Below are 26,607 nucleotides of genomic sequence, written 5' to 3'. Positions count from 1 at the left end.
TGCGTCGGCAATGACACCGATGGCCAAAACCTAGCAAAAGGTTTCGCTGGCCGCATGCTGCGGCGCAGCATGAGCGGTCCGTCCGCCATGCTGCCGGACGGTTACATCACTCGGGAGGGGCTGTGAAACAACGGGTCGTGTGTTTCGGGGAGCTGCTGCTGCGCCTGTCGGCGCCGGGGCGCGAGCGTCTGCTGCAGACGCCGCAACTGGAGGTGCACATCGGCGGTGCCGAGGCCAATGTCGCCGTGTCACTGGCGCGGCTGGGCCACGACGCGGCAATGGTCGGCACGGTGGCCGACAACGCCCTCGGCGAGGCGGCGGTGGCCGAACTGCGCCGCTGGGGCGTCGACAGCCGCGACGTGCGCGCGCGCGACGGCCGCATGGGCCTGTACTTCCTCGCCCACGGCGCGCTGCAGCGGCCGAGTGAAGTGCTGTACGACCGCGCCGATTCGGCCTTCGTCCGCCACGCCGACTACGACTGGGATGCGCTGCTCGACGGCGCGACCTGGTTGCACCTGTCCGGCGTCAGCCCGGCGCTGGGCGCGGCGACCGCGCAGGCGACGCTCGCCGCGGCCCGCGCCGCGCGCCGGCGCGGCGCGGCGGTGTCGTTCGACGGCAATTTCCGCGGCAAGTTGTGGCAGGCCTGGAACGGTGACGCCGCGACGATCCTGCGTGAGATTTTTGCCGAGGCCGACCTGCTGTTCGCCGATCACCGCGACATCGCGGTGACGCTGGGTATCGACATCGCCGCCGAAGGCGAGGACGCGGTGGCGGAGGCGGCGCGGCATGCGTTCGCGGCGTTCCCGCACCTGCGCTGGTTGGCCAGCACGCTGCGCAGCCAGCACAGCGTCGACCGGCACACGCTGTCGGCGGTGCTGCTGGCGCGCGATGGCGGGCGCGAACGCGCACCCAGTTACGAACTCACGGCCATCGTCGACCGCATCGGCACCGGCGATGCCTTCGCCGCCGGCGTGTTGCACGGCCTGCTGACGACGATGACGCCGGCGGACGCGCTGCATTTCGGCCTCGGCGCGGCCTGCCTGAAGCACTCGCTGCCCGGCGACTTCAACCTGGTCGGCGGCGCCGACATCGACGCTTTCGTCGCCCAGGCCGGTTTCCATGTCCGTCGTTGACGCGCAGGTCGTGCTGGACGGTGAGCGCATCGTGCCGGTGTACACGCCGGCCAGCGTCGCCGAAGCGGTGGCGGTGGCGACGGCACTGCGACGAGGCGGCATCGGCGCGATCGAGGTGACGCTGCGCACGCCGGTGGCATTGGCTGCGATTGCGGCGATCGCCGAGGCGGTGCCGGACATCGCCGTGGGCGCCGGTACCGTGCTCGACGCCGAACAACTGCGCGCGGTGCAGCACGCCGGCGCCACGTTCGCGGTGTCGCCTGGCTGCACACCGGAGCTGCTGCAGGCCGGGCGCGACGCCGCGCTGGCCTATCTGCCCGGCGTCGCCACTGGCAGCGAGGTGATGGCGGCGTTGGCGGCGGGCTACCGACTGCTGAAGCTGTTCCCGGCCGAGCCGATCAACGCGCTGGCACTGTTGTCGGCCTGGCGCGGGCCGTTCGCGCAGGTGCGGTTCTGTCCGACCGGCGGCATCGATGCCACGCGTGCGCGCGACTATCTGCGCCAGCCGAACGTCGCCTGCCTCGGCGGTTCGTGGCTGACGCCGGCCGATGCGCTTGCGCAGGGCGACTGGGGGCGGATCGAAACGCTGGCGCGCGAGGCGGTCGCGACGCTGGGCGCGGGCTGACCGAGGCGAACCGCAGGCGCGCCGGTCGCCCGGCGCCTCGGCTTCAAGGCTGTCGGGCCGGACCCAGCGAGCGCCGCAGCTGCAGCTGGTAGGGCACCTGCACGACCTGTCCGGTGCCGGTGCCGCGGATCTCCAGCAGCAACTGCTCGGCGGCGATGCGGCCCATGTCGCGGCTGGGCTGACGCACGGTGGTCAGGCCGGGCCAGATCTGCTGCGACAGCGGCGTGTCGTCAAAGCCGAGCACCGACAGGTCGTCGGGGATGCGCAGGCCGCGTTCGCAGGCCTCGTAGATCACGCCGGCGGCCATGTCGTCGTTGGCGGCGAAGAGCGCGGTCGGTGGATCGGCCAGGCCCAACAGCCGGCGCGCACCTTCGACGCCGGAGTGGAAGGTGTGCTCGCCCTCGATCACCAGCGCCGGATCGAACTCGATCCCGGCGCGACGCAGGCCGTCGCGATAGCCGGCCAGGCGCCACGCGCGTGCGCCGTGGTCGCGGTGGCCGGTGATGTGGCCGATGCGGCGGTGTCCGAGTGCGACCACGTGCTCCAGCATTTCCGCCGCGGCGCGGCGCTCGTTCAAGCTCGCACCGAGCTGGGCGTTGCCGGGGCGGGCGGAAAGGCTGGCGTGGCGCACGCCCAGTCGCTGCAGGCGTTCCAGCAGAGCGCGGTCGTCGGTCAGCGGCGGCGTCAGCACGAGGCCGTCGGGCCGGTACTGCGCGACCAGTTCCGCCACCGCCTCGACGTGGCCGGCGCCGGTGTAGTCGATGGGTCGCAGCATCAGGTTGTAGTGCGCATTGCGGCAGGCATCGAGCACGCCGTCGATCACTTCCATGACGTAGTTCGACGACGGGTTGTCATACAGCAGCGCGACCAGGTACGAACGATTGGCCGCGAGGCTGCGCGCCGAAGTGTTGGGCTGGTAGTTGAGCTGGCGCGCAATCTGCTCGACGCGCGAGCGCGTGGCCTCGCGCACGTTCGGTTCGCGGTTGAACACGCGCGAGACGGTCTTCATCGAAACGCCGGCAGCGGCGGCGACATCCTCCATCCGCGCGGCGCGCACGCCGTCCGCGCTGGCCGGTGCGACCACTACCGCAGGCTTGAGTCGATGTGTCATCGAGGCAGCTCTGCGTTACGTCGACAGGCGTCAGGCCGATTGTGTCGTCGACTCCGCCAGTCGGCCGGCATGCGCGCGTCGCCAGCCAGCCGGCGGGAACATCTTGGAATCGACGACGAATGAGCGCGCAAGGTAAGCGGCGGTAAGCCAACCGGTGGTGCCACGCCGACGCTCCGTTTCCTGCGCGCCTGTGACATGTCGTTCCTCAAGGCTGGGCTGAAATTATGCTGCACTGCAGCTATTGCACTGCAACATAATGGCTGTGTTTTCAGCTGCAGCATAATCTGGGATGTCAGCGCTGTCATTGCTGTTGACAGCGCTGTCATTCTTCGCGCAGCCTCGCTCGGTGGCAGGGGCTGGTACGACTGATCCACGGGGCGAGGCCCGGTTGGCAGGGCGTGGCAACGTGGCCATCCGCGACCGGCACTGGTGACGCCCGTTACGAAGGCGATCGCTTTATGAAATGTGGCGCCCGACGGCAACCGTGCCGGCCGGGTGCAGTCATCGACGCGATCCGGTGCTGGGCGCCGGGTCGATTTTTTTCGGGAGTCTGGCTTGAACATCGCAACGAAGCCCTCACGCTCTGCCCTGGTCCGCCGTCGCGGACTCGTCCTGGCCTGCGCATTGGCGCTGGGCTCGATCGCCGGGTACAGCGGCGCCGCGGATACACCGCCCGGCGGCACGATCCACCCCGACCGCTGGCCCGCGCCGAAGTGGCCGCTGCCGGCTGACGCGGCGCTGGAAAAACGCATCGACGCGCTGCTCAAGACGATGACCGTCGAGGAAAAAGTCGGCCAGACCATCCAGGGCGACACCGCCAGCCTGACGCCGGAGGACGTGCGCAAGTACCGGCTCGGCTCGGTGCTCGCCGGCGGCAGTTCCGATCCCGGCGGCAAGTACAACGCGACGCCGGCGCAGTGGCTGGCGCAGTCCGATGCGTTCTTTGATGCGTCGATGGACACCTCTGGCGGTGGCAAGGCGATCCCGATCCTGTACGGCATCGACGCCGTGCACGGGCAGAGCAACGTGGTCGGCGCGACGGTGTTCCCGCACAACGTCGGCCTGGGCGCGGCGCGCAACCCGGAACTGATCCGGCAGATCGGCCGCGTCACCGCGATCGAGACGCGCACCACCGGCATGGAGTGGACCTTCGCGCCGACCGTCGCGGTGCCGCAGGACGATCGCTGGGGCCGCAGCTACGAGGGTTATTCGGAAGATCCGAAGCTGGTCGCCAGCTATGCCGGCGCGATGGTCGAAGGCCTGCAGGGCAAGGTCGGCAGCCGCGAGTTCCTCGACGGCGCGCACGTGATCTCGTCGGTCAAGCATTACCTCGGCGACGGCGGCACGACCAACGGCAAGGACCAGGGCGATGCCCAGGTCAGCGAGGAGGTGCTGCGCGACGTGCACAACGCCGGCTATCCGCCGTCGATCGCGGCCGGTGCGCAGGCGGTGATGACTTCCTTCAGCAGCTACCAGGGCGTCAAGATCGCCGGTCACAAGCCGCTGGTCACCGGTGTGCTGAAGGGGCGCATGAACTTCGGCGGCTTCGTCGTCACCGACTGGAACGCGCACGGCCAGGTCGAAGGCTGCGACAACACGCAGTGCCCCGCCGCGGTGAACGCCGGCATCGACATGATGATGGCGCCCGACAGCTGGAAGCCGTTCTACGAGAGCACGCTGGCCGCGGTGAAGGCCGGCACGATCCCGATGGCGCGGCTCGACGATGCGGTGCGGCGCGTGTTGCGGGTGAAGTTCCGGTTGGGCCTGTTCGACGCCGGCAAGCCGTCCCAGCGCGAGCTTGGTGGCAAGTTCGAGTTGCTCGGCGCGCCCGAACACCGCGCCATCGCGCGCCAGTCGGTGCGTGAGTCGCTGGTGCTGCTGAAGAACCAGCGCGGTGTACTACCGCTGGATGCGAAAAAGAAGATCCTCGTCGCCGGCGACGGCGCCGACAGCATGGCCAAGCAGAGCGGCGGCTGGACACTGAACTGGCAGGGCACTGGCACCACCCGTGCCGATTTCCCGAACGGCGAGACGATCTGGGAAGGCCTGCAGAAAACGGTGCAGGCCGGCGGCGGCAGTGCGGAACTCGCGATCGATGGTGCGTATGAAACCAAACCCGACGCCGCCATCGTCGTGATCGGCGAGAACCCGTATGCCGAATTCCAGGGCGACATCCCGACGCTGCTGTACAAGCCCGGCGATGACAGCGACCTGCAACTGATCAGGAAGCTGAAGGCCGAGGGTATCCCGGTGGTGACGGTGTTCCTCAGCGGCCGCCCGCTGTGGGTGAACCGCGAGATCAACGCCTCCGATGCGTTCGTCGCCGCGTGGCTGCCGGGCAGCGAAGGCGGCGGCATCGCCGACGTGCTGCTGCGCAAGCCCGATGGCGGTGTGCATTACGACTTCAAGGGAAAGCTCAGCTTCTCCTGGCCGCGCCGCGCCGACCAGTACGCGAACAACGTCGGCCAGAAGGACTACAACCCGCAGTTCGCCTATGGCCACGGCCTGACCTACGCCGGCAACGGCGACCTCAAGCCGCTGTCGGAAGAGGCTGGCGTGTCGCTCGCGCAGGCACAGCCGGGCGTGTTCTACGCGCTCGGCATGCTCGCACCGGACCTGACCATGAAGCTGGAGAACGCGACCCATCATGGCGCCAAGGTCGCCACGCTGCCGGTCGCGCTGTACGACGACAGCATCAAGGTGACTGCGGTCGACCACCAGCGCCAGGAAGACGCGCGGCGGGTGACCTGGTCCGGGACCACGGCCGCGAGCGTGTCGTTGATCGCCGACGCGCCCAAGGACCTGACCCGCGAGGCCAACGGCGACGTGCAGCTCGTGCTCACGGTGCGCGTGGACGCGGCGCCTAAGGGCGACGTGGCGATGGGCGTCGCCTGTGGCGAAAAGTGCGGCGCCACCTTGCCGCTGCGCGCGACGCTGGCGTCGCTGCCGGTGGGGCAGTGGACCACGCTCGGGGTGCCGTTGAAGTGCTTCGCGGTGGCCGGCGCGGACCTGTCGAAGTTGTCGAGCCTGTTGACGATCGAAACCGCGGTGCCGCTGCAGCTGTCGTTCTCGCGCATCGCGCTGGCGGAGCAGGGGCAGGCGGAGCGGACGCTGGAGTGCAGGACCACGAAGTGACGGAGCGCTTGCGTCGCCGTCATCCCGACCCTTCAGCAGGCTCAAGGCAGGTTGGCCTTGAGCCAGACGGGGAGGCGGCGACTTTCGTTCCGGCCGGTCAAAACATCGGATCCCCGCCTTCGCGGGGATGACGAACAAAAAACAGGGGCCCCGCAAACAGGGAGCTCCAGGACAAATGGGGAGATGATGCTTTGAAGCTTTCGACTCTGGATCTGGCGATCCTGCTGGTCTACCTGATCGGCATCTTCGCGCTCGCGCAATGGGTGTCGCGCGAGAAGGAAGGCCACAAGAAATCCGCCAGCGACTACTTCCTCGCCAGCAAGTCGCTGCCGTGGTGGGCGATCGGCGCCTCGCTGATCGCGGCCAACATCTCCGCCGAGCAGATCATCGGCATGTCCGGTTCGGGCTACGCGATCGGCCTGGCGATTGCCTCCTACGAATGGATGGCCGCGGCCACCTTGCTGATCGTCGGCAAGTTCTTCCTGCCGATCTTCCTGCGCAATGGCATCTACACGATGCCGCAGTTCCTGGAGCAACGGTACGGCACCGGCATCCGCACCCTGATGGCGGTGTTCTGGCTGGGCCTGTATGTGTTCGTCAACCTGACATCGATCCTGTGGCTGGGCTCGATTGCGGTCAGCCAGGTCACCGGCATCGACCAGATGCTGGCGCTGGCACTGCTGGGCGCGTTCGCCCTGGCCTACCAGTTGTACGGCGGGCTGAAGGCGGTAGCGCTGACCGACATCGTGCAGGTTACGCTGCTGGTGCTCGGCGGATTGCTGGTGAGCTGGCTGACGTTGTCACAGGTCGGCGATGGCAGCGTGGTTGCCGGCTACCACAAGCTGCTCGCGGCGCACCCGGAGCACTTCGACATGATCCTGAGCCGCGACAATCCCTTCTACAAGGACTTGCCCGGCATCAGCGTGCTGATCGGCGGCATGTGGATCATGAATGTCAGTTACTGGGGCTTCAACCAGTACATCATCCAGCGTGCGCTCGCCGCCAAGGACCTGGGCGAGGCGCAGAAGGGCGTGCTGTTTGCCGCGTTCCTGAAGCTGCTGATGCCGCTGGTGGTGGTGGTGCCTGGCATCGCCGCAGTGATGCTGGCACCGGACCTGACCAAGCCCGACCAGGCGTATCCGACGATGATGGCGCTGCTGCCCAGCGGCGTGCTGGGCCTGGTGTTCGCGGCGCTGGTGGCGGCGATCGTGGCCTCGCTGGCATCGAAGATCAATTCGATCGCGACCATCTTCACCCTGGACTTCTACGCCAAGCACGGTAGCCGCAAGGCGAGCGCGAACGGCGACCACGAGCAGGAGCAGGTCAAGCTGGTCCGTGTCGGCCGCATCGCCGCGGCGGTGGCGGTGGTACTGGCGATCCTGACGGCGCGGCCGCTGCTGGGCAGCTTCGACCAGGCCTTCCAGTACATCCAGGAGTACACCGGCTTCTTCACCCCGGGCATCGTGGTGATCTTCGTGCTCGGTCTGTTCTGGAAGCGCGCCAACGAGGCCGGCGCGCTGGCCGCGGCGATCGGCTCGTTCGCGCTGTCGGTGGTGCTGAAGCTGGCCTGGCCGGCGCTGCCGTTCATCGACCGCGTCGGCCTGGTGTTCCTGCTGGCGCTGGCGTTGGCGGTGATCGTGTCGCTGGCCACGCCGAAGCAGAAGGAAGGCAGTGACCTGATCCGCGTCGACGATGTCAGTTACCGCACGCCGCTGGGCTTCAATATCGGTGCACTGGGTGTGGTCGCGATTCTGGTGGCGTTGTACGCGGCGTACTGGTGACCGATCGCGTTGCGTCCCGCGCACGGCGTGGGACGCGTGGGCGAGTCCGGGCAATGCCGGACTCGCGTATTCAAGAACGCGCACGAAGCGCGTTTCAACAACGTGTCAGGCGATGCCGCGCAATCGCACCAGCCGGTGCATGCCGGTGGCACCCAGTGTTTCCGCGTGGCGGATGCTGGCGATTCCCAGCGCTGCCAGTGCCCGCGCATACGCATCGACCAGCGCATCGCCGCCGAGCAGGTGCACCGGCGCGGATGACGATGCCGCCAACGCGCGCACTTCGTGCCCGATCAGCAATCCCGACAGGTATGACGGCAATGCCTCGTCCGGCCAGCGGCCGAACAACCCCAGGCTGCGCACGCCGAACAGGTGATGGCTGAAGCCACCGGGCTGCGCGCTGCGCGCCAGACCGTCGTCGAACGCGGCTGCGTCGAAGCGGTCGTGTTGCGCGGATTCCATCAGGCGGCCCAACGTGCTGTGCGTGCGCAGCAGTGCGAACAGTTCGCCGGTCATCGCGGTGGCGATGGATGTGATGCGGCCGCTTTCCACCCGCACCCACTTGCTGTGCGTGCCGGGCAGACAGACCGTGTGCTCGCCGGCATCGAGCGTGTCGAGCAGTCCGGCCACCTGCGTCTCCTCGCCGCGCATCACGTCGGGCACGCTGCGCGTGTGGTCGGCCATTCCCGGCACCAGCCACAGTTTGCGGTCAGGCAGGTCCTCGTCCTGCAGCGGCAGCAGCGCGGCGGCGAGTTGCACCGCATCGGCCGGGCAATCGACATAGGGCACTTCCCGCCAGCCGCCGCGCGCGCCGACCATGCCACACAGCACGATCGCGCCGTCGTCCCAGCCGGCGATCAGTGCGGCGAGCGCCTGCGCGTGGCGGCCGGCGCAGGACAGTGCGCCTTCGCCGCCGTCACGCCGTTCCAGCACCGCGCCGTCGGCGTCGAGCCGGTAGGCGCGCAGGCGCGTGGTGCCCCAGTCGACTGCGATCACAGTGCCACCCGGCTTTCCGGTAGGCCGAACGCGCGCTCCAGTGCGGCGACGAAAACACCCCCGGCCTGCGGTGACTGCGAGAGTGCTGCTTCGCTCATGCCCTCGCGCGCGCTGGTGATGTAGAGCGCATCGTCGGCAAGCGCGCAGCAGCTTGGATTTTCCACCGGTACCGAAACGATGCGCTCGATGGTGCCATCGGGCCGGTAACGCACGACGCGCCCCGCCGCCCACTGCGCGCTCCACGGATGGCCCTCGGCATCGACGGTGCAACCGTCTGGTTCGCCCGGCGCGTCGATAGTGGCGAACAATCGTGGCGATGACGCTGCGCCGCGTTCGTCGTAATCGCAGTACAGGATGCGGCGTTCGGGTGAATCGCAGAAGTACATCGTGCGCCCGTCAGGCGAGAAGCCGATCGAATTGGGAATCCACGCCCCGGGCAGTGCCAGCGCGTGCAGGCCATGTTGCGGATGCCAGCGATAAAAGGCGCCGGTCTTCGCAGCGTCGCCGCGTTCGTTCTTGGTGCCGAACACGAAGCCGCCAAAGCGGTCGGCGCGACCGTCGTTGAGGCGGGTGTGGCTGTTGTCGGCTTCGATTTCGGCCAACGGCTGCAACGACAACGTCGAGCCATCGACCGGTGGCGTGGTCATGTCGATGTCGGTCAGGTGCAGGCCTTTCGCCAGACCCAGCAGCAAGCGTCCGGAGTCGGTCAGCGCGATGCAGGCCAGCGGTTGCGGCATCGGCCAGCTGCGCGCGTCGCCGCTGCCGGGATGGTGCCGCCACAGCCGCGCGCCGGTGATGTCGACCCACCACAATGCCCGCGCGCGATCACACCAGAGGATGCCTTCGCCGAGCTGGTTGCGGGAGTCGATGGCGAGGGTGGCGGTGGTCACGAACAATCCAGAAGACTCGAAACAGCGTAATTCCCGCGAAGGCGGGAATCCATGGACGTAGCATTCAATTCCCGCCTTCGCGGGAATGACGAACAAAAAAAGCGCGTCCCGGCCAAGCCGGGACGAGGGATCATCTCACCACTCCGCCACCGAGCCGTCTGCATGGCGCCACAGCGGGTTGCGCCAGTCCGGCGGGTTGCGGCTGGCCTCGATCACGCGCGCCTCGTCGATTTCCACGCCCAGCCCCGGTTTCGGCAGTGCGGCGATATTGCCGTCGACGCAGCGGAAGTCGTCCTTGTTGAGCACGTAGTCGAGCAGGTCGGCGCCGTCGTTGTAGTGGATGCCGATGCTCTGCTCCTGCAGTACCGCGTTGCGTGCGACGAAATCGAGCTGCAGGCACGCCGCCAGCGCGATCGGCCCGAGCGGGCAATGCGGCGCGAGCGCGACATCGTAGGCCTCGGCCATCGCCGCGATCTTGAAACATTCGCTGATGCCGCCGGCGTGCGACAGGTCCGGCTGCAGGATCGACAGCCCGCCCGCGGCCAGCACCGGCTTGAAGTCGAAGCGCGAGTACATGCGCTCGCCCGCGGCCAGCGGAATGGAAGTGGCCGTCGCCAGGCGCGGGTAGTACTCGGCCTGCTCGGGCAGCACCGGCTCCTCGACGAACAGCGGCCGGAACGGTTCCAGCTCGCGCAGCAGCACGCGCGCCATCGGCGCGCTGACGCGGCCGTGGAAGTCGATGCCGAAGTCGATGTCGAAACCGAACGCATCGCGGATCTGCGCGACCTTCGCCACCGCCGCATCGATCGCGCGCGGCGTGTCGATGATGCCCAGCTCCTCGGTGCCGTTGAACTTGAACGTGTCGAAGCCGTCGGCGCGGTGGCGCTGCATCTGCGCGATGATCTCGGCCGGGCGGTCGCCGCCGACCCAGCGGTAGGTCTTCATGCGGTCGCGCACCAGGCCGCCGAGCAACTGGTACACCGGCACGCCCAGCGCCTTGCCCTTGATGTCCCACAACGCCTGGTCGATGCCGGCGATCGCGCTCATCAGGATCGGCCCGCCGCGGTAGAAACCGCCACGGTACAGCGTCTGCCACAGGTCGTTGATGCGCGACGGGTCCTGTCCGACCAGGTAGTCCGACAGCTCGTGCACCGCGGTTTCGACCGTGCGCGCGCGGCCTTCGATCACCGGCTCGCCCCAGCCGACCAGGCCGTCGTCGGTTTCGATCTTGAGGAAACACCAGCGCGGCGCGACGCGGTAAGTACTCAGGCGCGCGATCTTCATTCGATTGCTTCCATGTAAGCCTGTTTGAAGGCGCGGGCGTTGGCTCGCGTCTGTTCGATGGATTGGCCGGCGCGGTACAACTCGCCGCCGAGGCCAGCGCCGCTGCAGCCGGAGGCGAGATAGCCGGCGATGCTGGCCGGCGCGATGCCTCCGACCGCGAACAACGGCGTCTGCGCCGGCAGCACCGCGCGCAACGCGCGCACGTAGCCGGGACCGAACGTCGCCGCGGGAAACAACTTCAGCATCGGCGCGCCCGCGGCGAGCGCGGCGAACGCCTCGCTCGGCGTGGCGAAGCCGGCGATGACCGCAAGGCCGCGTGCGCTGGCATGGCGGATCAGCGCCGGGTTGGTGTTCGGCGTGACGATGAAGCGCAGTCCGAGTGCGGCGACCGCGTCGGCGTCGTCCTGCGTCAGCACGGTGCCGGCGCCGAGGTATGCCCTCGTACCAAACGTTTGCTGCGCGATGGCGAGGCTGCGCTGCCAGTCGGGCGAGTTCAGCGGTATCTCGATCGCGTCGTAGCCTTCCTCGACCAGCGCGCCGACGTGATCGAGCACGTCCGCAGGCGTGATGCCGCGCAGGATCGCGATCAGCGGCAGGTGGAAGGCAAGGGCGGTAGAGGTCATCGAGGCGTTGTCAGTCGTGGTAGATCTGCGAACGGCCGCCATCGATCAGGATGTCGGTGGCATTGATGAAGCGTGCCTCGTCGCTGGCGAGGAACAGCGCGGTATGCGCGACTTCGTCCGGCGTGCCGATGCGCTTGCACGGCAACAGTCCGGTCTGCTGCTCGCGCATGCCCGGTTGCGCGGCGAACCAGGCCTCGATGCGTGGCACCAGGATCAGTCCGGGCGAGATCGAGTTGACACGGATGCCGCGTGCGGCGTACTCGATGCCCAATGCGCGGGTCAGCCCGATCAGGCCGTGCTTGGCGACGTTGTAGGGAAAGCTGCCGGGGATGATCTTGTGCCCGTGCACCGAGGCGATGTTGACGATGCTGCCCGCACCGTTGTCCAGCATCGACGGCAGCACCGCGCGGACCAGGTTCCAGGCGCCCTTGAGGTTGAGGTCGAGGCAGCGCTGCCAGTCGCCGTCGCTCAGTTGCAGCGGCTGCGCGAACACGTCGGCGCCGGCATTGTTGACCAGCACGTCGATGCGGCCGTGGCGCGCGCGCACCTGCGCGACCGCGGCGTCGATCGCGGCGCCATCGGTGACATCGGCGACCAGGTATTCGACGCCGGCATGCGGCGCAGTGGGGGCGTTGCGGTCGAAGCCGGCGACGGTCGCGCCGTGCTCGGCGAACAGCCGCGCCGTCGCCGCGCCGATGCCGCTGGCCGCACCGGTGACGATCGCCACCTTGCCTTGCAGACGGCCGCTCACGGCTGGCCCCTTGGCGCGGGCGCTGTGCCCTCGCTGTCGCGTCGGATCATTTTGTCCTCGTTCTCCCGCGTGCCTTTCCGGCAGCTGTTCAAGCATCCTCCCATCACCCCTCTCCTGTTGCCGGGAAAGGGTGCCTCGCCCGCGAACGGGAGGGTGGGAGAAGCCGCGATAGCCTCGACGGCGCAGCTATGTTGCGCAAATGAAATTTTCAGCCAATTCTATTCCCTTGCCATATAGCTCGTCGCAATGTCCGGCGCGCACGGGGAGGGAACCATGTTGACCGTCACTTCGCAGGCCACGCCATTGGCGCGGCTCAAGACCCGCCAGCTGTGGCTGCTGCTGCACCTGGACGAGCACCGCTCGGTGCTGCGCGCGGCCGAGGCGGCGCGCATGACCCAGCCGGCCGCGTCCAAGCTGCTCACCGAGATGGAAGCCACGCTGGGTGTGAAGCTGTTCGATCGCCACGCCCGCGGCGTCGAGCCGACCTGGTACGGCCAGGTGCTGATCCGCCGCGCCCGCGCCGCGTTGTCGGAGATCGGTCGCGCCCACGAGGAGATCACCGCGCTGCGCAGCGGCCGCATGGGCCAGGCGGCGATCGGCACCGTGGTCAATCCCGGCACCAACCTGGTCCCGCAGGCGATCGCCAGCATCAAGCGCGAGTTCCCCGACATCATGGTCTCGGTGGAGATGGACTACAGCCGGCCGCTGGTGGCGAAGTTGCTCGACGGCCAGCTCGACATCGTGATCGGCCGCATCCTCGGCCCTGAGGGCATCGACACGCTGGAGTTCGAACCGCTGGCCGACGAGCCGCACGCGGTGATCGCCCGCGCCGGCCACCCGCTGACCCGGCAACCGACGCTGGGCCATGCGCAACTGGCCGACTACGGCTGGATCCTGCCGCCGCCGGGCAGCGTGCTGCGCGGCAAGCTCGATGCGATGTTCCTCGAACGCAGCCTGGCGCCGCCGCGCAATGTGGTGGAGACCACCTCGCTGCCGGTCACGACCAACCTGCTGCAGAACAGCGACCTGCTGACCGCGCTGCCGGCCGACGCGGTCGCGCCGTATTGCCGCGCCGGCCTGCTGGCCGTGCTGCCGGTCGAGCTGGGCGTGGGCATGGAGTACTTCGGCATCATCCGCCGCCGCGATCACCCGCTCTCGCCTGGCGCCGAACGCGTGCTGGAGGCGCTGCGGGAGACGGCGCGGGAGTTGTATCCGGCCGCCGCAGGCTGACTGCGCGGCGGCATCGTCATCCCGAGCCCAGGGCGCGATAGGTGAAGTCGCGCACCACGAGGCTGCCCTGGCCGGCGCAATAAAGGCCGACCTTGAGGCTGAGGAAGCCGCCGAAGACGTTGTGGTGCAGGCCGGAGACTTCCATGCGGTGGCCGTGCAGTACCCAGTGGCGGCCGTTGTCATGCGTGCCGTCATCGCGAGCGTAGTGGAAGGTCACGACGTTGCGGTCGTTGGTCAGCCTGATCCGCACACGGCGCGTGCGCATCGCCTGCCGCAGCCACGGCTGTTCCTCGGCGAACTGATAGGTCTTCATCTGCGTGGGCGTGAAGCCAACGCCGACGAAGGCCTTCGGGCTGTAGAACAGCAGCAATCCGCCCTCGGCGCCGTCCTCCAGGTCGAGCGTCGCCTCCACGGCATACGCGTGATCGCCGACGATGCAGGTCAGCGGCGTGCTGTCCGTCGGTGAGCCGCCCTTGGCGGCGATGCGCAGGCCGCCGGCTTCGTAGCGGATGCGCCGCGTCTCGTCGGGGGCGGGTTCGTGGAATCCCCACTGCACGCCGAACCGGTCGGTGCTGAAGTCGTCGGACAACGCAACGCCCGCGGGACCGGCGCGACCGCCCTTCGGTGCGGGCAACGGTTGCGAGAGGTCGCCGCCGAGGGCGCGGAACCAGCCATCGCCGGTCCATTCGACCGGTTCGAGCAGGGTCTGGCGGCCGAGCGTGCGCAAGCCGTTCTCGTAGCCGTGGTAGACCATCCACCAGTCGCCGGCCGGGCCTTCCACCAGCGTGGCGTGGCCGCGCGACCACCACGGCTCGTCGGCGCTGGTGGTGCGCACCAGCGGGTTGTGCGGGCAGTGTTCCCACGGGCCGTGCACCGATTTCGAGCGGGCCGCGATCACCATGTGCCCGGTCGGGGGGCCGGCCGTGCCGCCGACCGCGGTGACCAGATAGAACCATTCGCCGCGCCGCAGCAGCTTCGGCCCTTCCGGGGCGAAGTTCTCCACGACCCAGTCGTCGGGGTAACGCCACGGCTGGTAGGCCGGCTCCAGTGCGCCATCGGCGGCCAGCCCGTCGTCGCGCAGGCGGATCTTGCGGATGCCGTTGACGAACAAATAGCGCTTGCCGTCCTCGCCGACGATGTGGCCCGGGTCGATGCAGCCGTGGATGCCCATGTCGATCGGGTCGCTCCACGGGCCGTGGATGTCGTCGGCCCAGATCGCGTAGATCGACCAGCCCTTTCCATGCGGATCGGCGGGGATGTAGATGAAGTAGCGATCGCCGTGCTTGCACAGGTCGACGGCCCAGACCACGCCGAGCGATTGGCGCAGTGCCGCGGTGATCGGCGTCCAGTTCACCAGGTCGGTGGAATGCCAGATGACCAGCCCCGGGTACGAATGGAACGACGAGAACGTCATGTAGTAGTCGTCCCCGTCCTTGAGGACGGTGGGGTCCGGGTGGTCGCCGGCGACGATCGGGTTGAGGTAGGTGCCGTCGCCGAGGTCGGCCCGGCGCTGGCCCTCGATGCCGGCCCGCCAGTGCGGGGCCGGGGTGCCCTTCGCGCAGGGCGAGGCGGCGTCTGCGCCGCGGGCGAAGGGCGCGGCCGCCGCGCCGGCCAGCAGCAGCTTGAACGCGTTGCGGCGTGAGGCGTCGGTCATTGCGCGAGGTTCCTGATGGGTATCGTCGGCACGCCGGTCACGGCCGCACCGCGTAGGGGCCGAAGGTGTTGCCGATGAAGCCGCCGGCGACGTCGACGCTGAGCAGGCTGGCGTCCAGTCCGGTCGCCAGTGGCAGCCACTGCTCCGGTTGCGTCGCGTAGAAAACATCCAGGCGCGGCCCATCGAGCTGGAAGCGCAGCGAAACGGGGCGGTCGAACGCGGGCAGTTCGACACGGGCCAGACGCTGCCCGCGCACGTCGTCCTGCTGGCCGGCGCGGCGGTAGAGCACAACGACCGGTCCGGAATCGCTGCCCTCGACGCCGACGACGTAGTGATGGCTTTCGTTCTGCAGCAGCGCCAGCCCGGCCAGTTCGCCCGCGGCCGGCCGGAACGGCGCCAGCGTCGCGGTGAGGGTGGCCTGGTGGTGTTGCAGGCGATGCGCCAGATAGGTCGGCTGCCCGTCGCCGCCGTGGACGCCCAGCGGCGTGGCCGAAGGCGTGAGCCTCAGGCCGCCCGCGCCGGTGCGGAACCACGCCCGCTGCGGCGGATGGATCGTCATCCATTGCGGCGGCAGCGTGTCGGTGGTGAAGCGCTCGCGCCATTGCAGCGGCCCGCTGGTCGCAAGCGGCTGCGGATCGCGTGGCAGCGCCGGCCGCTCCCGCACCGCCGGCACGGGCTCGCCACGCGGCAGCACCACGGGCCAGCCGTCGCGCCAGGTCACCGGCAGCAGGAACGTTTCGCGGCCCAGGTTGTACTGGTTGCCGCGGTACGGGCGCGTGGCCAGGAACACCGCCCACCACGAGCCGTCCTGCAACTCGACGAACTGCGCGTGCCCGGTGGAGGTGATCGGGGCCGTGCGCGCCGGGTCCAGGTCGCGCTGGGTCAGCACCGGATTGCCCGGCGACGGCGCATAGGGGCCGGTGACGCGTCGGCTGCGCCAGACCATCTGCGCGTGCTGCTCGCCAGTGCCGCCTTCGGCCGCGGTCAGGTAGTACCAGCCGTCGCGCTTGAACAGGTGCGGGCCTTCGACATGCTCCGGCTTGCTGGCCGGGTTGGCGCCGCCATCGACCAGCACCGCGCGCGGCCCGACCATCTTTTTCGCAGCCGCATCGAACTGCTGCAGCCAGATCGCGCGGTGACCGTCGTAGCGCATCGGGACCTGCGGGATGCCGTTGTTGACCATCCACGCGCGGCCGTCGTCGTCGAAGAACAGCGACGGGTCGATGCCCTCGAACCCCAGCCACACCGGGTCGGACCACGGCCCGGCCGGATCCTTCGCGGTGACGATGAAATTGCCACCGTCGCAGTAGAAGCAGGTGTTGGCGATGTAGAAGGTGCCGTCGTGGTGGCTGATCGAGGCGGCAAACAGGCCGCGCGTCACTTCGTCGCGTCCGTAGTCGATCTGGCCGGGGCGATCGATCGCATTGCCGAGCTGCCGCCAGGACACCAGGTCGCGGCTGTGGAACACCGGCAAACCGGGGAAATAGCCGAAGGTCGAGGTGACTAGGTAGAAGTCGTCACCGACGCGGATCGCCGACGGATCCGGGTAGAAGCCGGCAATCACCGGATTGCGGTACTGCGTCGGGCCCACCGCCGGCCCGCCGTCATCACCGGCATAGCGCACTTCGGTGAACACCACCTCAGGCACCACCTCGCTTGCCGGTGCCGGCGATACCGCCAGGCACAGCGCCAGCAGACAGGCGAACCGTTTGATCAAGCCCATCGTCGACCTCGGCCGTTGTGTGCAGTGCCCGGACCGGGTGCGATGACCGACAATGCCCGCCCTTGCTTCCGCAAGCGTTGCGTGGCCGGCGACCTGCAACAAATGAAATTTTCCTGGATGGGTTATTCCGGGAGCGAATACCTGGGATGGCAGTGTGGGCGGCAGACGACGGTTGCGGACAGGAGAAGGGGGCGCATTCCCCGTGAAGGGAGGGGCGCCAGGCGCGGGTGGGCTATGCCGATCACGATATAGCTTCGCGTCAACATTTCATTGGTATGGCATGGCTGTGACTCCTAAGCTCCGGCCGATGGGTCCGTGTCGCAGGTGACCGTCGTCGCCTGCAGGCATACGGACTGAACAGATGAGGGCGCCCGAAAACGCGCATGACGACGCGTTTCGAGGACGCCCCGGCAGCAGACGAGGGAGGGCAACATGTCTTCACACCACCGCCGCCCGCGGCATGGGCTCGCGCACGTCCGCGGCTTTGACGCGCCGTGGAGTTTGGCCATCGCCACCGGCATCGTCGCCCGCGGGTCGCGTCCACGCGCCTGCGCACATGGCGACCGCCGTTTCGCCGTGCGCTCCAGCTTCTGACAGATCGCTTTCAACGCCTCTCCCGGCCTGTACCCAGGCGGGAGCGGTGGAGATGTTGCTTCGCCCGATTTTGCAGGGAACACGAAAAGCAAAGTCGCCGCCAACCGGCGACAACAAAGAAACCAGAGCGGCTCCGGTAAATCGCAAAGACCGTCAATAACGGCACCCGGAGTCGAACATCCGCTTCAAGGGAGGGAGAGAAAATGTCGTTGCGTTCCGATCGCGGCCCGTCCGCACTCGATCGTCATTCATCCGCACGGCTGCGCCGTTCGGCCATCGCCATGGCCGTGGTCGGCGCACTGATCGCCGGCCCGCTGTATGCGCAATCGGCCGATTCCACCGCCGCGCAGGAGCCGCAGGAGCCGGCCACGACGCAGGACGAGGCGACCGAGCTGGACGCCGTCGTCGTCACCGGCATCCGCGGCTCCGTGTACCGGGCCCAGGACATCAAGCGCGACGCAGACACTTTCGTCGATTCCGTGACCGCGCTGGATATCGGCGCGCTGCCCGACCGCAGCGTCACCGAGACGCTGTCGCGCATCCCGGGCGTGACCATCGACCACTTCCTGTCCAAGGGTGACCCGGAGCATTTCTCGGCCGAAGGCAGCGGCGTGCAGGTGCGCGGCCTGACCCAGGTGCGGTCCGAGCTCAACGGACGCGACAGCTTCTCGGCCTCCGGCGGCCGCAGCCTGAGCTTCCAGGACGTGCCGTCCGAGCTGATGGCCGGCGTGGACGTCTACAAGAACCAGAAGGCCGACATGATCGAAGGCGGCCTGGGTGGCACGGTCGACCTGCGCACCTTCAAGCCGTTCGACGTCGACGGCCAGAAGATCGCCGCAAGCCTCAGCGGCAACTACGCCGACTTTGCCAAGGAGTGGAAGCCGTCCGCATCGGCGCTGTACAGCAACACCTGGGAGACCGGCGCCGGAAAATTCGGCCTGCTGGTCGATGTCGCCCATTCGGAGCTGGCCACGCGCACCGACGGCCTGTTCGTGCGGCCGTTCTTCGAGACCGCCAACACCGACCTGGACGGCGACGGCACCAACGAGCGGCTGTGGCTGCCGCGCGGCGCCGACTGGCGCACGCTGGAATACGAACGCGAGCGCGACGGCGCCTACATCGCCCTGCAATGGCAGCCCAGCGACGACATCGAGGTCTTCGCCACCGCGTTCCAGAGCAAGTACGACGAGCTGTGGTACGAGGACGCGATGTTCCTCGACAACGATCCCACCCAGATCACGCTCGACACCAGCCAGCCTTACGAACTGGACGGCAACGTGTTCCGCTCGGGCCGGATCATCTCGCCCAACGGCGTGCCGATGGGTACGGACATCCGCGCGTCGCACCGGCAATCCAAGACCACCGACTTCTCGTTCGGCCTGAACTGGGATCTCAGCGACGCCACCGAGTTCTCGACCGAGTTCCAGTACATCCAGGCCGACACCCAACTGCTGGATTCCACCGTCTCCCTGGGCGTGGACGTGCCCTACATCGACGTCACCCTCGGTGGTAATGGCGTGCCGAGCATCGGCGTCGACGAACAGTTCACCGGAAACCCCGCCAACTACTACTGGGGCTTCACGATGGAGGACGTGGTCAACAACGAGGCCGAGGAGCTCGCCTGGCGCGCCGACCTCAAGCACAGCTTCGACGCCAGCATTATCGAGTCGGTCAAGTTCGGCGTGCGCATGACCAACCGCCGGGCCACCAGCATCGACACCGGCTACAACTGGCAGGCGGTATTCAAGCCCTGGATGGCGTGGTGGGCACTGCCGAGCAACGACATGCCCTCGCTCGACCTCAACGATCAGGTCAATTCCAGCCTGGTCAACCAGAACAGCTTCGACAATTTCTACCGTGGTGGAGCCAACACGCCGGGCTCGTTGTATGCGCCGGTGCTGTCGACCGCGCTGGGCTACCCGGACAGCTACATCGCCATCCACGAGGCTGCCGCGCCGTACTACATCAACGGGCAGGACGCGGTATTTGGCGTGTTCAACCCGCGCCAGCCTTCCGGCGAGTACACCAACGTCCAGGAAGAGACCACCCAGGCCGCGTACGCGATGCTCAACTTCGGCCTGGATGACGCGCTGTTCGACGGCAACATCGGCGTGCGCGTGGTGCGCACCGAGAACAGCGCACAGGGCTTCGTGGTCTACCCGAACGTGGCCTACGCACCGTACCTGGGCACGGGCGGGTCCGAGCCGGTCGAAGCCAAGAACAGCTACACCGACGTGCTGCCCAGCCTGAACCTGCGCTGGGAGGCGATCGACAACGTGATCCTGCGCTTTGCCGCGTCCAAGGCCATCGCCCGTCCCGACTTCGGCGACATGCAGGCCTACCAGATCCTCAATGTCAGCACCAAGCCCGGGATCACGCCGCCGGTGGACGGCAGCGAGTTGCCGGTCACCGACCTGGACCTGAGCGGCAGTTCGTACGACAACCCGTACCTGAACCCGATGAAGGCCAACCAGTACGACCTGTCGCTGGAGTGGTACTTCGCTCCGGACCACGGCGGCATGGCCTGGGTGAACCTGTTCTACAAGGACATCAAGGACTACTTCCGTCGCCAGTCGCAACTGGTGTCCTATCCCGGCGTGGACGGCAACAGCTATGACTACCTGATCACTCGCCCGGTCAACGTCGGCACGGCCACGATCCAGGGCGCGGAACTTGGCTGGAACCAGTTCTTCGACTTCCTGCCTGGCTGGATGAGCGGTTTTGGCATGTCGGCCAACTACACCTACATCGACAGCTCGACCAAGGTGCCGAACAACCTCGACGTGGTGCCGGTCGACACCGACGGTTCGCTGTTCGGCGAGCTGCCGGCCGATGGCCTGTCGAAGAACTCGTACAACATCGCCGCGTTCTACGAGAAGGGCCCGCTGCAGGTGCGCCTGGCCTACAACTGGCGCAGCGAGTTCCTGCTGGCGGTCGGCCCCACCGGCTACAACGGCACCAACATGGACCTGGAAGGTGACAACGTGGCCTGGAAGCTGCCGGTGTACAGCGACAGCTACGGCCAGCTGGACAGCTCGATCTTCTACAGGATCACCGACAACATCCAGGTCGGCCTTGAGATGAACAATCTCAACAACGCCGAGCAGCGCACGTACATGCAGCAGAACGCGGCCGGCGAGCGCACCACGTCCTGGTTCGTCAACGACCGGCGTTACGCCGCAACCCTGCGCCTGACGTTCTGAGTGCGGCCTGCGGAAGGGGAGCGTGGCTCCCCTTCCTTCCGTACCGGGCATCCGGGCGGATCACACGGGGCGTGCCATGGCTGTGCGGCCATGGCCGTCCGCACGGTTGTTTCCGCAGGGGCGTGCCGATACGGGCGCGCTGGAACCGTGAGCCGGAGAATCCAATGCACACGCGTCGTCTGGGCCTGATGGCCGCCCTGTTCGGCCTGCTGCTAGCGCTTGATGCGTCGGCCAAGCAGGCTTCTGAAAATTACCGGTGGCGCAGCGTCCCCATTGGCGGCGGTGGTTTCGTCAGCGGGCTGGTGTTTCATCCGCATGAGAAGGGCCTGCTGTACGCGCGCACCGACATCGGCGGTGCGTATCGCTGGGATGCGGTCGCAGGCGAGTGGCAATCGCTGACCGACTGGATCGGCCGCGACGATGCCAACCTGATGGGCATCGACAGCCTTGCAGTCGACCCGTCCGATCCCGAGCGCGTCTACCTTGCCGCCGGCACCTACACCACCGATCAGGCCGGCAACGCCGCGATCCTGCGCTCGGCCGATCGCGGCCGCACGTTTACGCGCAGCGACCTGCCGTTCAAGCTCGGCGGCAACGAGCTCGGTCGCGGCAACGGTGAGCGGCTGGCGGTCGATCCCAACGACGGCCGCGTGCTGCTGCTGGGATCGCGCACGCACGGGCTGTGGCGCAGCGACGATCACGGCGCGCGCTGGTCGCAGGTAAAGGCATTTCCACAGATCGCGACTTCGCCATCCGCAAGCGCTGCCAACAAGTGGCGTACACAGCAGATCGGCATCGTCTTCGTCGTGTTCGATCCGCGAAGCGGAAAGCCTGGCTCGCCGAGCAAGCGCCTCTACGCCGGCGTATCCACACGCGAAACCAGTCTGTATGTATCAGAAGACGCCGGTGCGACCTGGAAGCCCGTCGCCGGCCAGCCCGTCGGCCTGCGCCCGAACCACATGGTCCGCGCCAGCGACGGCAGCTACTACCTGAGCTACGGCGACGAGCCCGGCCCGGACCAGATGCACGACGGCGCCGTGTGGAAATACGAGCCGGCGCAGCAGCGCTGGACCGACATCACACCGGCACCGCAGTCCATCGATACGCAGGGCGACGGCTTCGGCTGGGGTGCGGTCGCGGTCGACCCGCGCAATCCGCAGGTGCTGATCGCCAGCACGTTCTGCCGTTACGGGCCACGCGACGAGCTGTTCCGCAGCATCGACGGTGGCAAGACGTGGAAGCCGGTGCTGGAGCGTTCCGACTACGACCACAGCGCCTCGCCCTGGACCGCGCAGGCCACGCCGCACTGGCTGGCCGATGTCGAGATCGATCCGTTCGACGGCGACCGCGCGCTGTTCGTCACCGGTTACGGCGCGTGGACCTCGCGCAACCTCACCGCCTTCGACCAAGGTGAGCGCGTGCAGTGGCGCTTCGAGAACCGCGGATTCGAGGAAACCGTGCCGCTGGCGCTGCTCAGCCCGTCGCAGGGTGCGCCGTTGATCAGCGGACTGGGCGACATCGACGGTTTCGTCCACGACAGGCTCGACCGGACCACCGTGCAGTTCGCCAAGCCACCGCGCTACAGCAACACCGAGAGCATGAGTCAGGCCGGCCGCGCACCGGACGTGCTGGTACGCAGCGGCCACTTCCACGACGATCCCGGCAACGTCGCGCGCGCGGCGTATTCGCTGGACGCTGGCCGCACGTGGCGCGAGTTCGCCGGCGAACCGCCGGAAGGCGATGGCGCCGGGCACATCACCGTGGCCGCCGACGGCAAGCGCGTGCTGTGGCAGCCGCGCAAGGCCGGGCACTGGCTCAGCGCCGATTTCGGCGCGCACTGGCGACGCGTGAAAGGCCTGCCGGCGACGGCGGTGGTCGAAGCCGACCGTGTCGATGCGGCGCTGTACTACGGTTTCGACCCGGTCAGCGGAAAGCTCTACGTCAGCGGCGACGGCGGCGTGACATTCAAGGAAACCGCCGGTGGCATCGGTGCGATCGGCGAGCGGTTCCGTGCGCAGTTGCGTCCTGCGCCAGGACACAGCGGCACGGTCTACATCGCCGCATCCTGGCGCGGCCTGCTGCGCTGGAGCGCGAAAGGACTGGAGCGCCTGCCCAAGGTGGAGAACGCGTTCGCACTCGGCCTGGGCAAGCCGAAGGACGATGGCGGCGCACCGACGCTGTTTGTCTACGGCCAGATCGACGGCAAGATCGGTGTGTATCGCTCCGAAGACGACGGCCGCCACTGGACTCGCATCGACGACGACGCCCACCGCTTCGGCGACATCCGCCTGGTCGTTGGCGATCCGCGTGTGTACGGGCGCGTGTACCTGGGCACGCACGGGCGGGGAATCGTGTATGGCGAGCCGAGGGAGTGAGGGTCGACTCCTCTCCCACCTGCGGGGCAGCGGCAGGGGCGAGGGCGCAAGTGTTCGGGTAATTCGAGATCTTTACGAGGAGACAGGTGGATGAACCTAGCTATGACCGTCATTCCCGTGAATACGGGGTCTGTGGGGATGCCGAACGGTGGCGCCATCCAGCGGCTTTGCCATTCGCAACTTCCTTCGTCCAGTCGGGATGCCGGTGGACGTCGCCGGGCTCCTGCATTCGCGGGAATGACGGGCAAGGGCATCGCGTTCGGTGTTGCGCTGATGTTCTCCTCTCCTTCTTTCGCCGCCCTCGACCTGCCGCTGATGTTCAGCGACGGCGCCATCGTCCAGCGCGACAAACCGTTGCCGGTGTGGGGTTGGGCCACGCCCGGTGCGAAGGTCAAAGTCGGCTTCGACGGCAAGACCGCGAAGGCCACGGCCGGCCAGGACGGTCGCTGGCAGGTGCAACTGCCAGCGCACCGGGCCGGTGGCCCGTACACGCTGACCGTCACGGGCGACGGCGAAACCCGCAGCGTGAGCGACGTGCTGGTCGGCGACGTGTGGCTCGCTTCCGGGCAGTCCAACATGGAGTGGCCACTGCTGCAGACCGACGGCGCGCAGGCCGAGATCGCCCGAGCGAACGATACGAGCATCCGCCACTTCAAGGTGCCCAAGTCGTGGGCCGACAAGCCGGAGACGCACCTCGCCGGCGGCAGCTGGAAAGCCGCGTCACCGCAGACGGCCGGCGACTTCAGCGCGGTGGCCTATTACTTCGCCAAGGACCTGCGCGCCGCCACCGGCGTGCCGGTCGGCATCATCGACAGCAGCTGGGGCGGCAGCGCGATCGAGGCGTGGATGGGCCTGCCGATGCTGGGCCTCGACAAGCCGGCGCTCGACGCCAAGCTGCGCGCGAAGATCGATGCCGATGCGAAGGTCGAAGCGGGCACGCGCGCCAAGATCGCGCGATGGCCCAACGACGCCAATGCCGACTTCTCCGCGGCGAAGCTCGACGAGCGCGACTGGGCGGCAGTCAAGGTGCCTTCGATCTGGGAGCTGCAGGGTTATCCCGGCATGGACGGCGTGGCCTGGTACCGCACCACATTCAAGCTGAGCGCGAGCGAAGCCAAGGCCGGCATCAGCCTCGGCCTGGGCCAGATCGACGATGACGATGAAACCTGGGTCAACGGCCAGCGCGTCGGCGGCCTGCGCCAGGCCTGGAACATCCCGCGTGAATACGCGGTGCCGGCCGCGGCGTTGCATGCCGGGCGCAACACCATCGCGGTGCGTGTCGTCGACGAATCCGGCGGTGGCGGCATTGGCGGCAGCGCCACGCAGCTTTATGTCCAGATCAATGGCGGCGCACGTCGCGCGCTCACCGACGAATGGAAATTCCGCAGCAGCGACGCCGACATCACCCTGCGCGACGAGAAGAACCAGCTCGACACGCTGCTGTACAACAAGATGATCCATCCGCTGCAGCCGTACCCGCTGCGTGGCGTGATCTGGTACCAGGGCGAGAGCAACGCCAGCGACACCGGCGCGACCCGCTACCGCGACCAGTTCAAGGCGATGATCGAAGGTTGGCGCGGCGACTGGCATGCGCCGAAGTTGCCGTTCCTGTGGGTACAGCTGGCCAACTGGGTTTCCGGCAGCGACCAGCGCGATGCAAGCGGCGTCGTCAGCGCAAGTCCGTGGGCGACGCTGCGCGAATCGCAGTCGGCGGCGCTGTCGCTGCCGGCCACCGCGCAGGCCGTCATCGTCGACGTCGGTGATCCCGACGACATCCATCCGCGCGACAAGGGCACCGTCGGCCATCGCCTTGCGTTGGGTGCACGCCATGTCGCTTACGGCAAGACGCAGGTGTACTCGGGGCCCGTGTACCGCGGCATCGATATCGACGGCGATCGCGCGATCCTGCGCTTCGACACGCAAGGCAGCGTCGTGGCCGTGCGCGGCGGTGGGAGGCAGGCGCGTGGATTCGAACTCGCCGGTGCCGATCGCCGCTGGTACCGGGCCACCGCCGAAGTCGTCGGTGACACCGTGGTCGTGCGCAGCGATGCCGTCGCACAGCCGGCCGCCGCGCGCTACGCGTGGAGCGACAACCCGGCCGAGGCCGACCTCGTCAATGCCGAAGGCTTGCCGGCGTCGCCGTTCCGGACACAGGCGTGGTGACGTACAGGTAGCCCGGGTAAGGCCGAGGCCGCACCCGGGTTCATCCCTCCTGCACGAAAGCCCCGGGTGCGCTGTGCTTGCCCGGGCTATATGGCCGGCCGGGTGCGACTTTGGCCACTCACTCCGGCATTTCGATGCCCAGTGCCACCGCGTGCCTGCGCAGGAACGCAACCTGCGCCGCACGCTCGTCCGGCCCGTTGTATGCAAGCAGCGTCCACCACTCGCGCGCGTTCATGCGCTCGCCGGCTGCGAGGTGGCGATACGGCGCGTGCACTTCCATCTCCAGCAGTCCGGCACTGGCATCGTCCGCGCGCCACTCCAGGTACAGCTCGACCTGGCCGTGCTCCGGATGGATGCGTTCGCGCGGCTGCTGCTCGAAGCGGATCACGAACAACTGGTCCGCGGCGAAGCCGGCCATCCAGCCCGCGCCCGGTTGGATGAAGACCTTGCCGCGCCGGCCCTGCTTGCCCGCCGGCAACGCATCCAGCGCCAACGAGAACAGGCCGTCGCTGTGGACGGCGCGCAGCTCGGCGTAGTCAGCGTCGGTGTCCGAGCGCACGCGCACGTCGCCGGGCACGGCCGGTACGTACACGCGCGTGGTCGGTGCGACGCGGGTGTTGAACCAGATGTCGCGCGCGACTGGCGTGCCTCGCACGTTGCGCGCTTCGACACTCACCTCCACCGTGCCCGGCCGCTGCGCGGACAGCGTGTAGCGCTGCGTCACCTGCACGCCACTGACCGGGCTGGCCGGGCCTTGCAGCTGCACGTCGTGCGGGTCGTGCTGCAGCACGCGGTTGCGGCCGAAGGCCAACCACGGGTCCGGTGGCCAGTCGGCTTGCACGTCTCGTCGCGCCGGGTTCGCGTCCTGATCCCGCCACCACGCGCTCTGCGGGCCGAGCCAGATTTCGTGACCGAGGTAGGCGATGTTGCCGGCATCGGCTGCGAGGCGCGGTGCGGGTTGCTCGCGCACCGCGGTGCCGACCTTCAGCACGTTGGCGCGGCCGTGCAGCGCGAGGTGCACGGCGCGGCCACCGAGTTGTGGTGCGAGTTGCAGCTCGACCGTGTCGTTGCGCAGCCGCAGGGTGTCCTGCGCCTGTGCCTGCGGTAGCACCAGCACGGCGGCGAGCAGCCACGCCAGGCGACGTTTGCTGCGGGAGAATCGGGCCGTGGCTGCGGCAGTCATGGCGGTGAACCCGTGGCGGCGGAAGACGCGACTTTGCCCGGATCGCCGGTCCGGCGAAAGCCGGAATCCATCGGCGTTTTGTACTCACCATTCGTGGCCGTGGAGCGATGGGCAACAAGCGCGTGCCCGCCTGGCAAGCTATTCCATAGCCATATA

The 26,607-nt window shown here is 68.1% G+C and carries 17 protein-coding genes; 8 read left to right on the top strand and 9 right to left on the bottom strand.

The features are described 5' to 3' along the window. The first annotated feature begins 122 nt into the window (after positions 1-122). On the top strand, positions 123-1,133 hold the full coding sequence (locus ACFOLC_RS05855; protein WP_386758290.1) for a sugar kinase: 1,011 nt from the start codon (positions 123-125) through the stop codon (positions 1,131-1,133). After that, the gene (gene eda / locus ACFOLC_RS05850) at positions 1,120-1,758 is read left to right on the top strand and encodes a bifunctional 4-hydroxy-2-oxoglutarate aldolase/2-dehydro-3-deoxy-phosphogluconate aldolase (RefSeq protein ID WP_386758289.1); all 639 of its coding nucleotides are present in this window, start codon (positions 1,120-1,122) and stop codon (positions 1,756-1,758) included. The genes ACFOLC_RS05855 and eda overlap by 14 nt, the downstream gene beginning before the upstream one ends. 43 nt (positions 1,759-1,801) lie before the next feature. On the opposite strand, the gene ACFOLC_RS05845 is transcribed toward eda, so the two are convergent. After that, the gene (locus ACFOLC_RS05845) at positions 1,802-2,869 is read right to left on the bottom strand and encodes a LacI family DNA-binding transcriptional regulator (RefSeq protein ID WP_386758288.1); all 1,068 of its coding nucleotides are present in this window, start codon (positions 2,867-2,869) and stop codon (positions 1,802-1,804) included. Positions 2,870-3,430: 561 nt separating this feature from the next. On the opposite strand from ACFOLC_RS05845, the gene ACFOLC_RS05840 reads away from it, so the two are divergent. Together ACFOLC_RS05840 and ACFOLC_RS05835 are read left to right on the top strand one after the other, a co-directional pair. Next, positions 3,431-6,004: a glycoside hydrolase family 3 protein gene (locus ACFOLC_RS05840; protein ID WP_386758549.1), complete on the top strand. Its 2,574-nt coding sequence runs from the start codon at positions 3,431-3,433 to the stop codon at positions 6,002-6,004. A gap of 191 nt (positions 6,005-6,195) precedes the next feature. Continuing rightward, positions 6,196-7,785, top strand: coding sequence for a sodium/sugar symporter (locus ACFOLC_RS05835; RefSeq protein WP_386758287.1), 1,590 nt, complete (start codon positions 6,196-6,198; stop codon positions 7,783-7,785). Between the two features lie 105 nt (positions 7,786-7,890). On the opposite strand, the gene ACFOLC_RS05830 is transcribed toward ACFOLC_RS05835, so the two are convergent. The 5 genes from ACFOLC_RS05830 to ACFOLC_RS05810 all read right to left on the bottom strand — a co-directional run bounded on the left by ACFOLC_RS05830 (position 7,891) and on the right by ACFOLC_RS05810 (position 12,326). Then, complete coding sequence (locus tag ACFOLC_RS05830; protein ID WP_386758286.1) at positions 7,891-8,778, bottom strand: 2-dehydro-3-deoxygalactonokinase; 888 nt, start codon at positions 8,776-8,778, stop codon at positions 7,891-7,893. After that, positions 8,775-9,668, bottom strand: a complete 894-nt coding sequence (locus tag ACFOLC_RS05825) for an SMP-30/gluconolactonase/LRE family protein (RefSeq protein ID WP_386758285.1) — start codon at positions 9,666-9,668, stop codon at positions 8,775-8,777. The genes ACFOLC_RS05830 and ACFOLC_RS05825 overlap by 4 nt, the downstream gene beginning before the upstream one ends. Positions 9,669-9,803: 135 nt before the next feature. Continuing rightward, positions 9,804-10,952 (bottom strand): galactonate dehydratase, encoded by a 1,149-nt coding sequence (gene dgoD / locus ACFOLC_RS05820; RefSeq protein ID WP_386758284.1) that lies wholly within the window; start codon positions 10,950-10,952, stop codon positions 9,804-9,806. After that, positions 10,949-11,575, bottom strand: a complete 627-nt coding sequence (locus ACFOLC_RS05815) for a 2-dehydro-3-deoxy-6-phosphogalactonate aldolase (RefSeq protein WP_386758283.1) — start codon at positions 11,573-11,575, stop codon at positions 10,949-10,951. Before ACFOLC_RS05815 ends, dgoD begins: the two co-directional genes overlap by 4 nt. Positions 11,576-11,585: 10 nt before the next feature. Beyond that, positions 11,586-12,326 (bottom strand): SDR family oxidoreductase, encoded by a 741-nt coding sequence (locus tag ACFOLC_RS05810; RefSeq protein WP_386758282.1) that lies wholly within the window; start codon positions 12,324-12,326, stop codon positions 11,586-11,588. A 273-nt stretch (positions 12,327-12,599) separates the two neighbouring features. On the opposite strand from ACFOLC_RS05810, the gene ACFOLC_RS05805 reads away from it, so the two are divergent. Then, positions 12,600-13,556 carry a LysR substrate-binding domain-containing protein gene (locus ACFOLC_RS05805; protein ID WP_386758281.1) on the top strand — a complete coding sequence of 319 codons (957 nt, stop codon included), beginning with the start codon at positions 12,600-12,602 and terminating at the stop codon, positions 13,554-13,556. Between the two features lie 16 nt (positions 13,557-13,572). Here ACFOLC_RS05805 and ACFOLC_RS05800 read toward each other — a convergent pair whose 3' ends face one another. Further along, positions 13,573-15,210, bottom strand: coding sequence for a family 43 glycosylhydrolase (locus ACFOLC_RS05800; RefSeq protein ID WP_386758280.1), 1,638 nt, complete (start codon positions 15,208-15,210; stop codon positions 13,573-13,575). A gap of 37 nt (positions 15,211-15,247) precedes the next feature. Next, positions 15,248-16,933, bottom strand: coding sequence for a glycoside hydrolase family 43 protein (locus ACFOLC_RS05795; protein WP_386758279.1), 1,686 nt, complete (start codon positions 16,931-16,933; stop codon positions 15,248-15,250). A gap of 797 nt (positions 16,934-17,730) precedes the next feature. Between ACFOLC_RS05795 and ACFOLC_RS05790 the strand changes: the two genes are divergently transcribed. The 3 genes from ACFOLC_RS05790 (at position 17,731) to ACFOLC_RS05780 (ending at position 25,268) form a co-directional block, all read left to right on the top strand. After that, positions 17,731-20,730: a TonB-dependent receptor gene (locus ACFOLC_RS05790; protein WP_386758278.1), complete on the top strand. Its 3,000-nt coding sequence runs from the start codon at positions 17,731-17,733 to the stop codon at positions 20,728-20,730. A 164-nt stretch (positions 20,731-20,894) separates the two neighbouring features. Then, the gene (locus ACFOLC_RS05785; protein ID WP_386758277.1) at positions 20,895-23,105 is read left to right on the top strand and encodes a cellulase; all 2,211 of its coding nucleotides are present in this window, start codon (positions 20,895-20,897) and stop codon (positions 23,103-23,105) included. Between the two features lie 237 nt (positions 23,106-23,342). Further along, complete coding sequence (locus ACFOLC_RS05780; RefSeq protein ID WP_386758276.1) at positions 23,343-25,268, top strand: sialate O-acetylesterase; 1,926 nt, start codon at positions 23,343-23,345, stop codon at positions 25,266-25,268. Between the two features lie 118 nt (positions 25,269-25,386). On the opposite strand, the gene ACFOLC_RS05775 is transcribed toward ACFOLC_RS05780, so the two are convergent. Continuing rightward, complete coding sequence (locus ACFOLC_RS05775) at positions 25,387-26,451, bottom strand: DUF4380 domain-containing protein (RefSeq protein WP_386758275.1); 1,065 nt, start codon at positions 26,449-26,451, stop codon at positions 25,387-25,389. Between the last annotated feature and the right edge of the window lie 156 nt (positions 26,452-26,607).

The sequence above is a fragment of the Lysobacter cavernae genome, assembly GCF_042648505.1.
Lineage (GTDB): Bacteria > Pseudomonadota > Gammaproteobacteria > Xanthomonadales > Xanthomonadaceae > Lysobacter_L > Lysobacter_L cavernae.
The sequence above is the reverse complement of the archived record's forward strand: the minus strand, read 5'-3'. Positions and strand labels throughout refer to the sequence as shown.

Bases quoted from the DNA above. Each gene is read 5' to 3' on its own strand.
- eda (WP_386758289.1), top strand. From the start codon at position 1,120: ATGTCCGTCGTTGACGCGCAGGTCGTGCTGGACGGTGAGCGCATCGTG.
- ACFOLC_RS05845 (WP_386758288.1), bottom strand. From the start codon at position 2,869: ATGACACATCGACTCAAGCCTGCGGTAGTGGTCGCACCGGCCAGCGCG.
- dgoD (WP_386758284.1), bottom strand. From the start codon at position 10,952: ATGAAGATCGCGCGCCTGAGTACTTACCGCGTCGCGCCGCGCTGGTGT.
- ACFOLC_RS05815 (WP_386758283.1), bottom strand. From the start codon at position 11,575: ATGACCTCTACCGCCCTTGCCTTCCACCTGCCGCTGATCGCGATCCTG.
- ACFOLC_RS05805 (WP_386758281.1), top strand. From the start codon at position 12,600: ATGTTGACCGTCACTTCGCAGGCCACGCCATTGGCGCGGCTCAAGACC.
- ACFOLC_RS05800 (WP_386758280.1), bottom strand. From the start codon at position 15,210: ATGACCGACGCCTCACGCCGCAACGCGTTCAAGCTGCTGCTGGCCGGC.
- ACFOLC_RS05795 (WP_386758279.1), bottom strand. From the start codon at position 16,933: ATGGGCTTGATCAAACGGTTCGCCTGTCTGCTGGCGCTGTGCCTGGCG.
- ACFOLC_RS05790 (WP_386758278.1), top strand. From the start codon at position 17,731: ATGTCGTTGCGTTCCGATCGCGGCCCGTCCGCACTCGATCGTCATTCA.
- ACFOLC_RS05785 (WP_386758277.1), top strand. From the start codon at position 20,895: ATGCACACGCGTCGTCTGGGCCTGATGGCCGCCCTGTTCGGCCTGCTG.
- ACFOLC_RS05780 (WP_386758276.1), top strand. From the start codon at position 23,343: ATGACGGGCAAGGGCATCGCGTTCGGTGTTGCGCTGATGTTCTCCTCT.
- ACFOLC_RS05775 (WP_386758275.1), bottom strand. From the start codon at position 26,451: ATGACTGCCGCAGCCACGGCCCGATTCTCCCGCAGCAAACGTCGCCTG.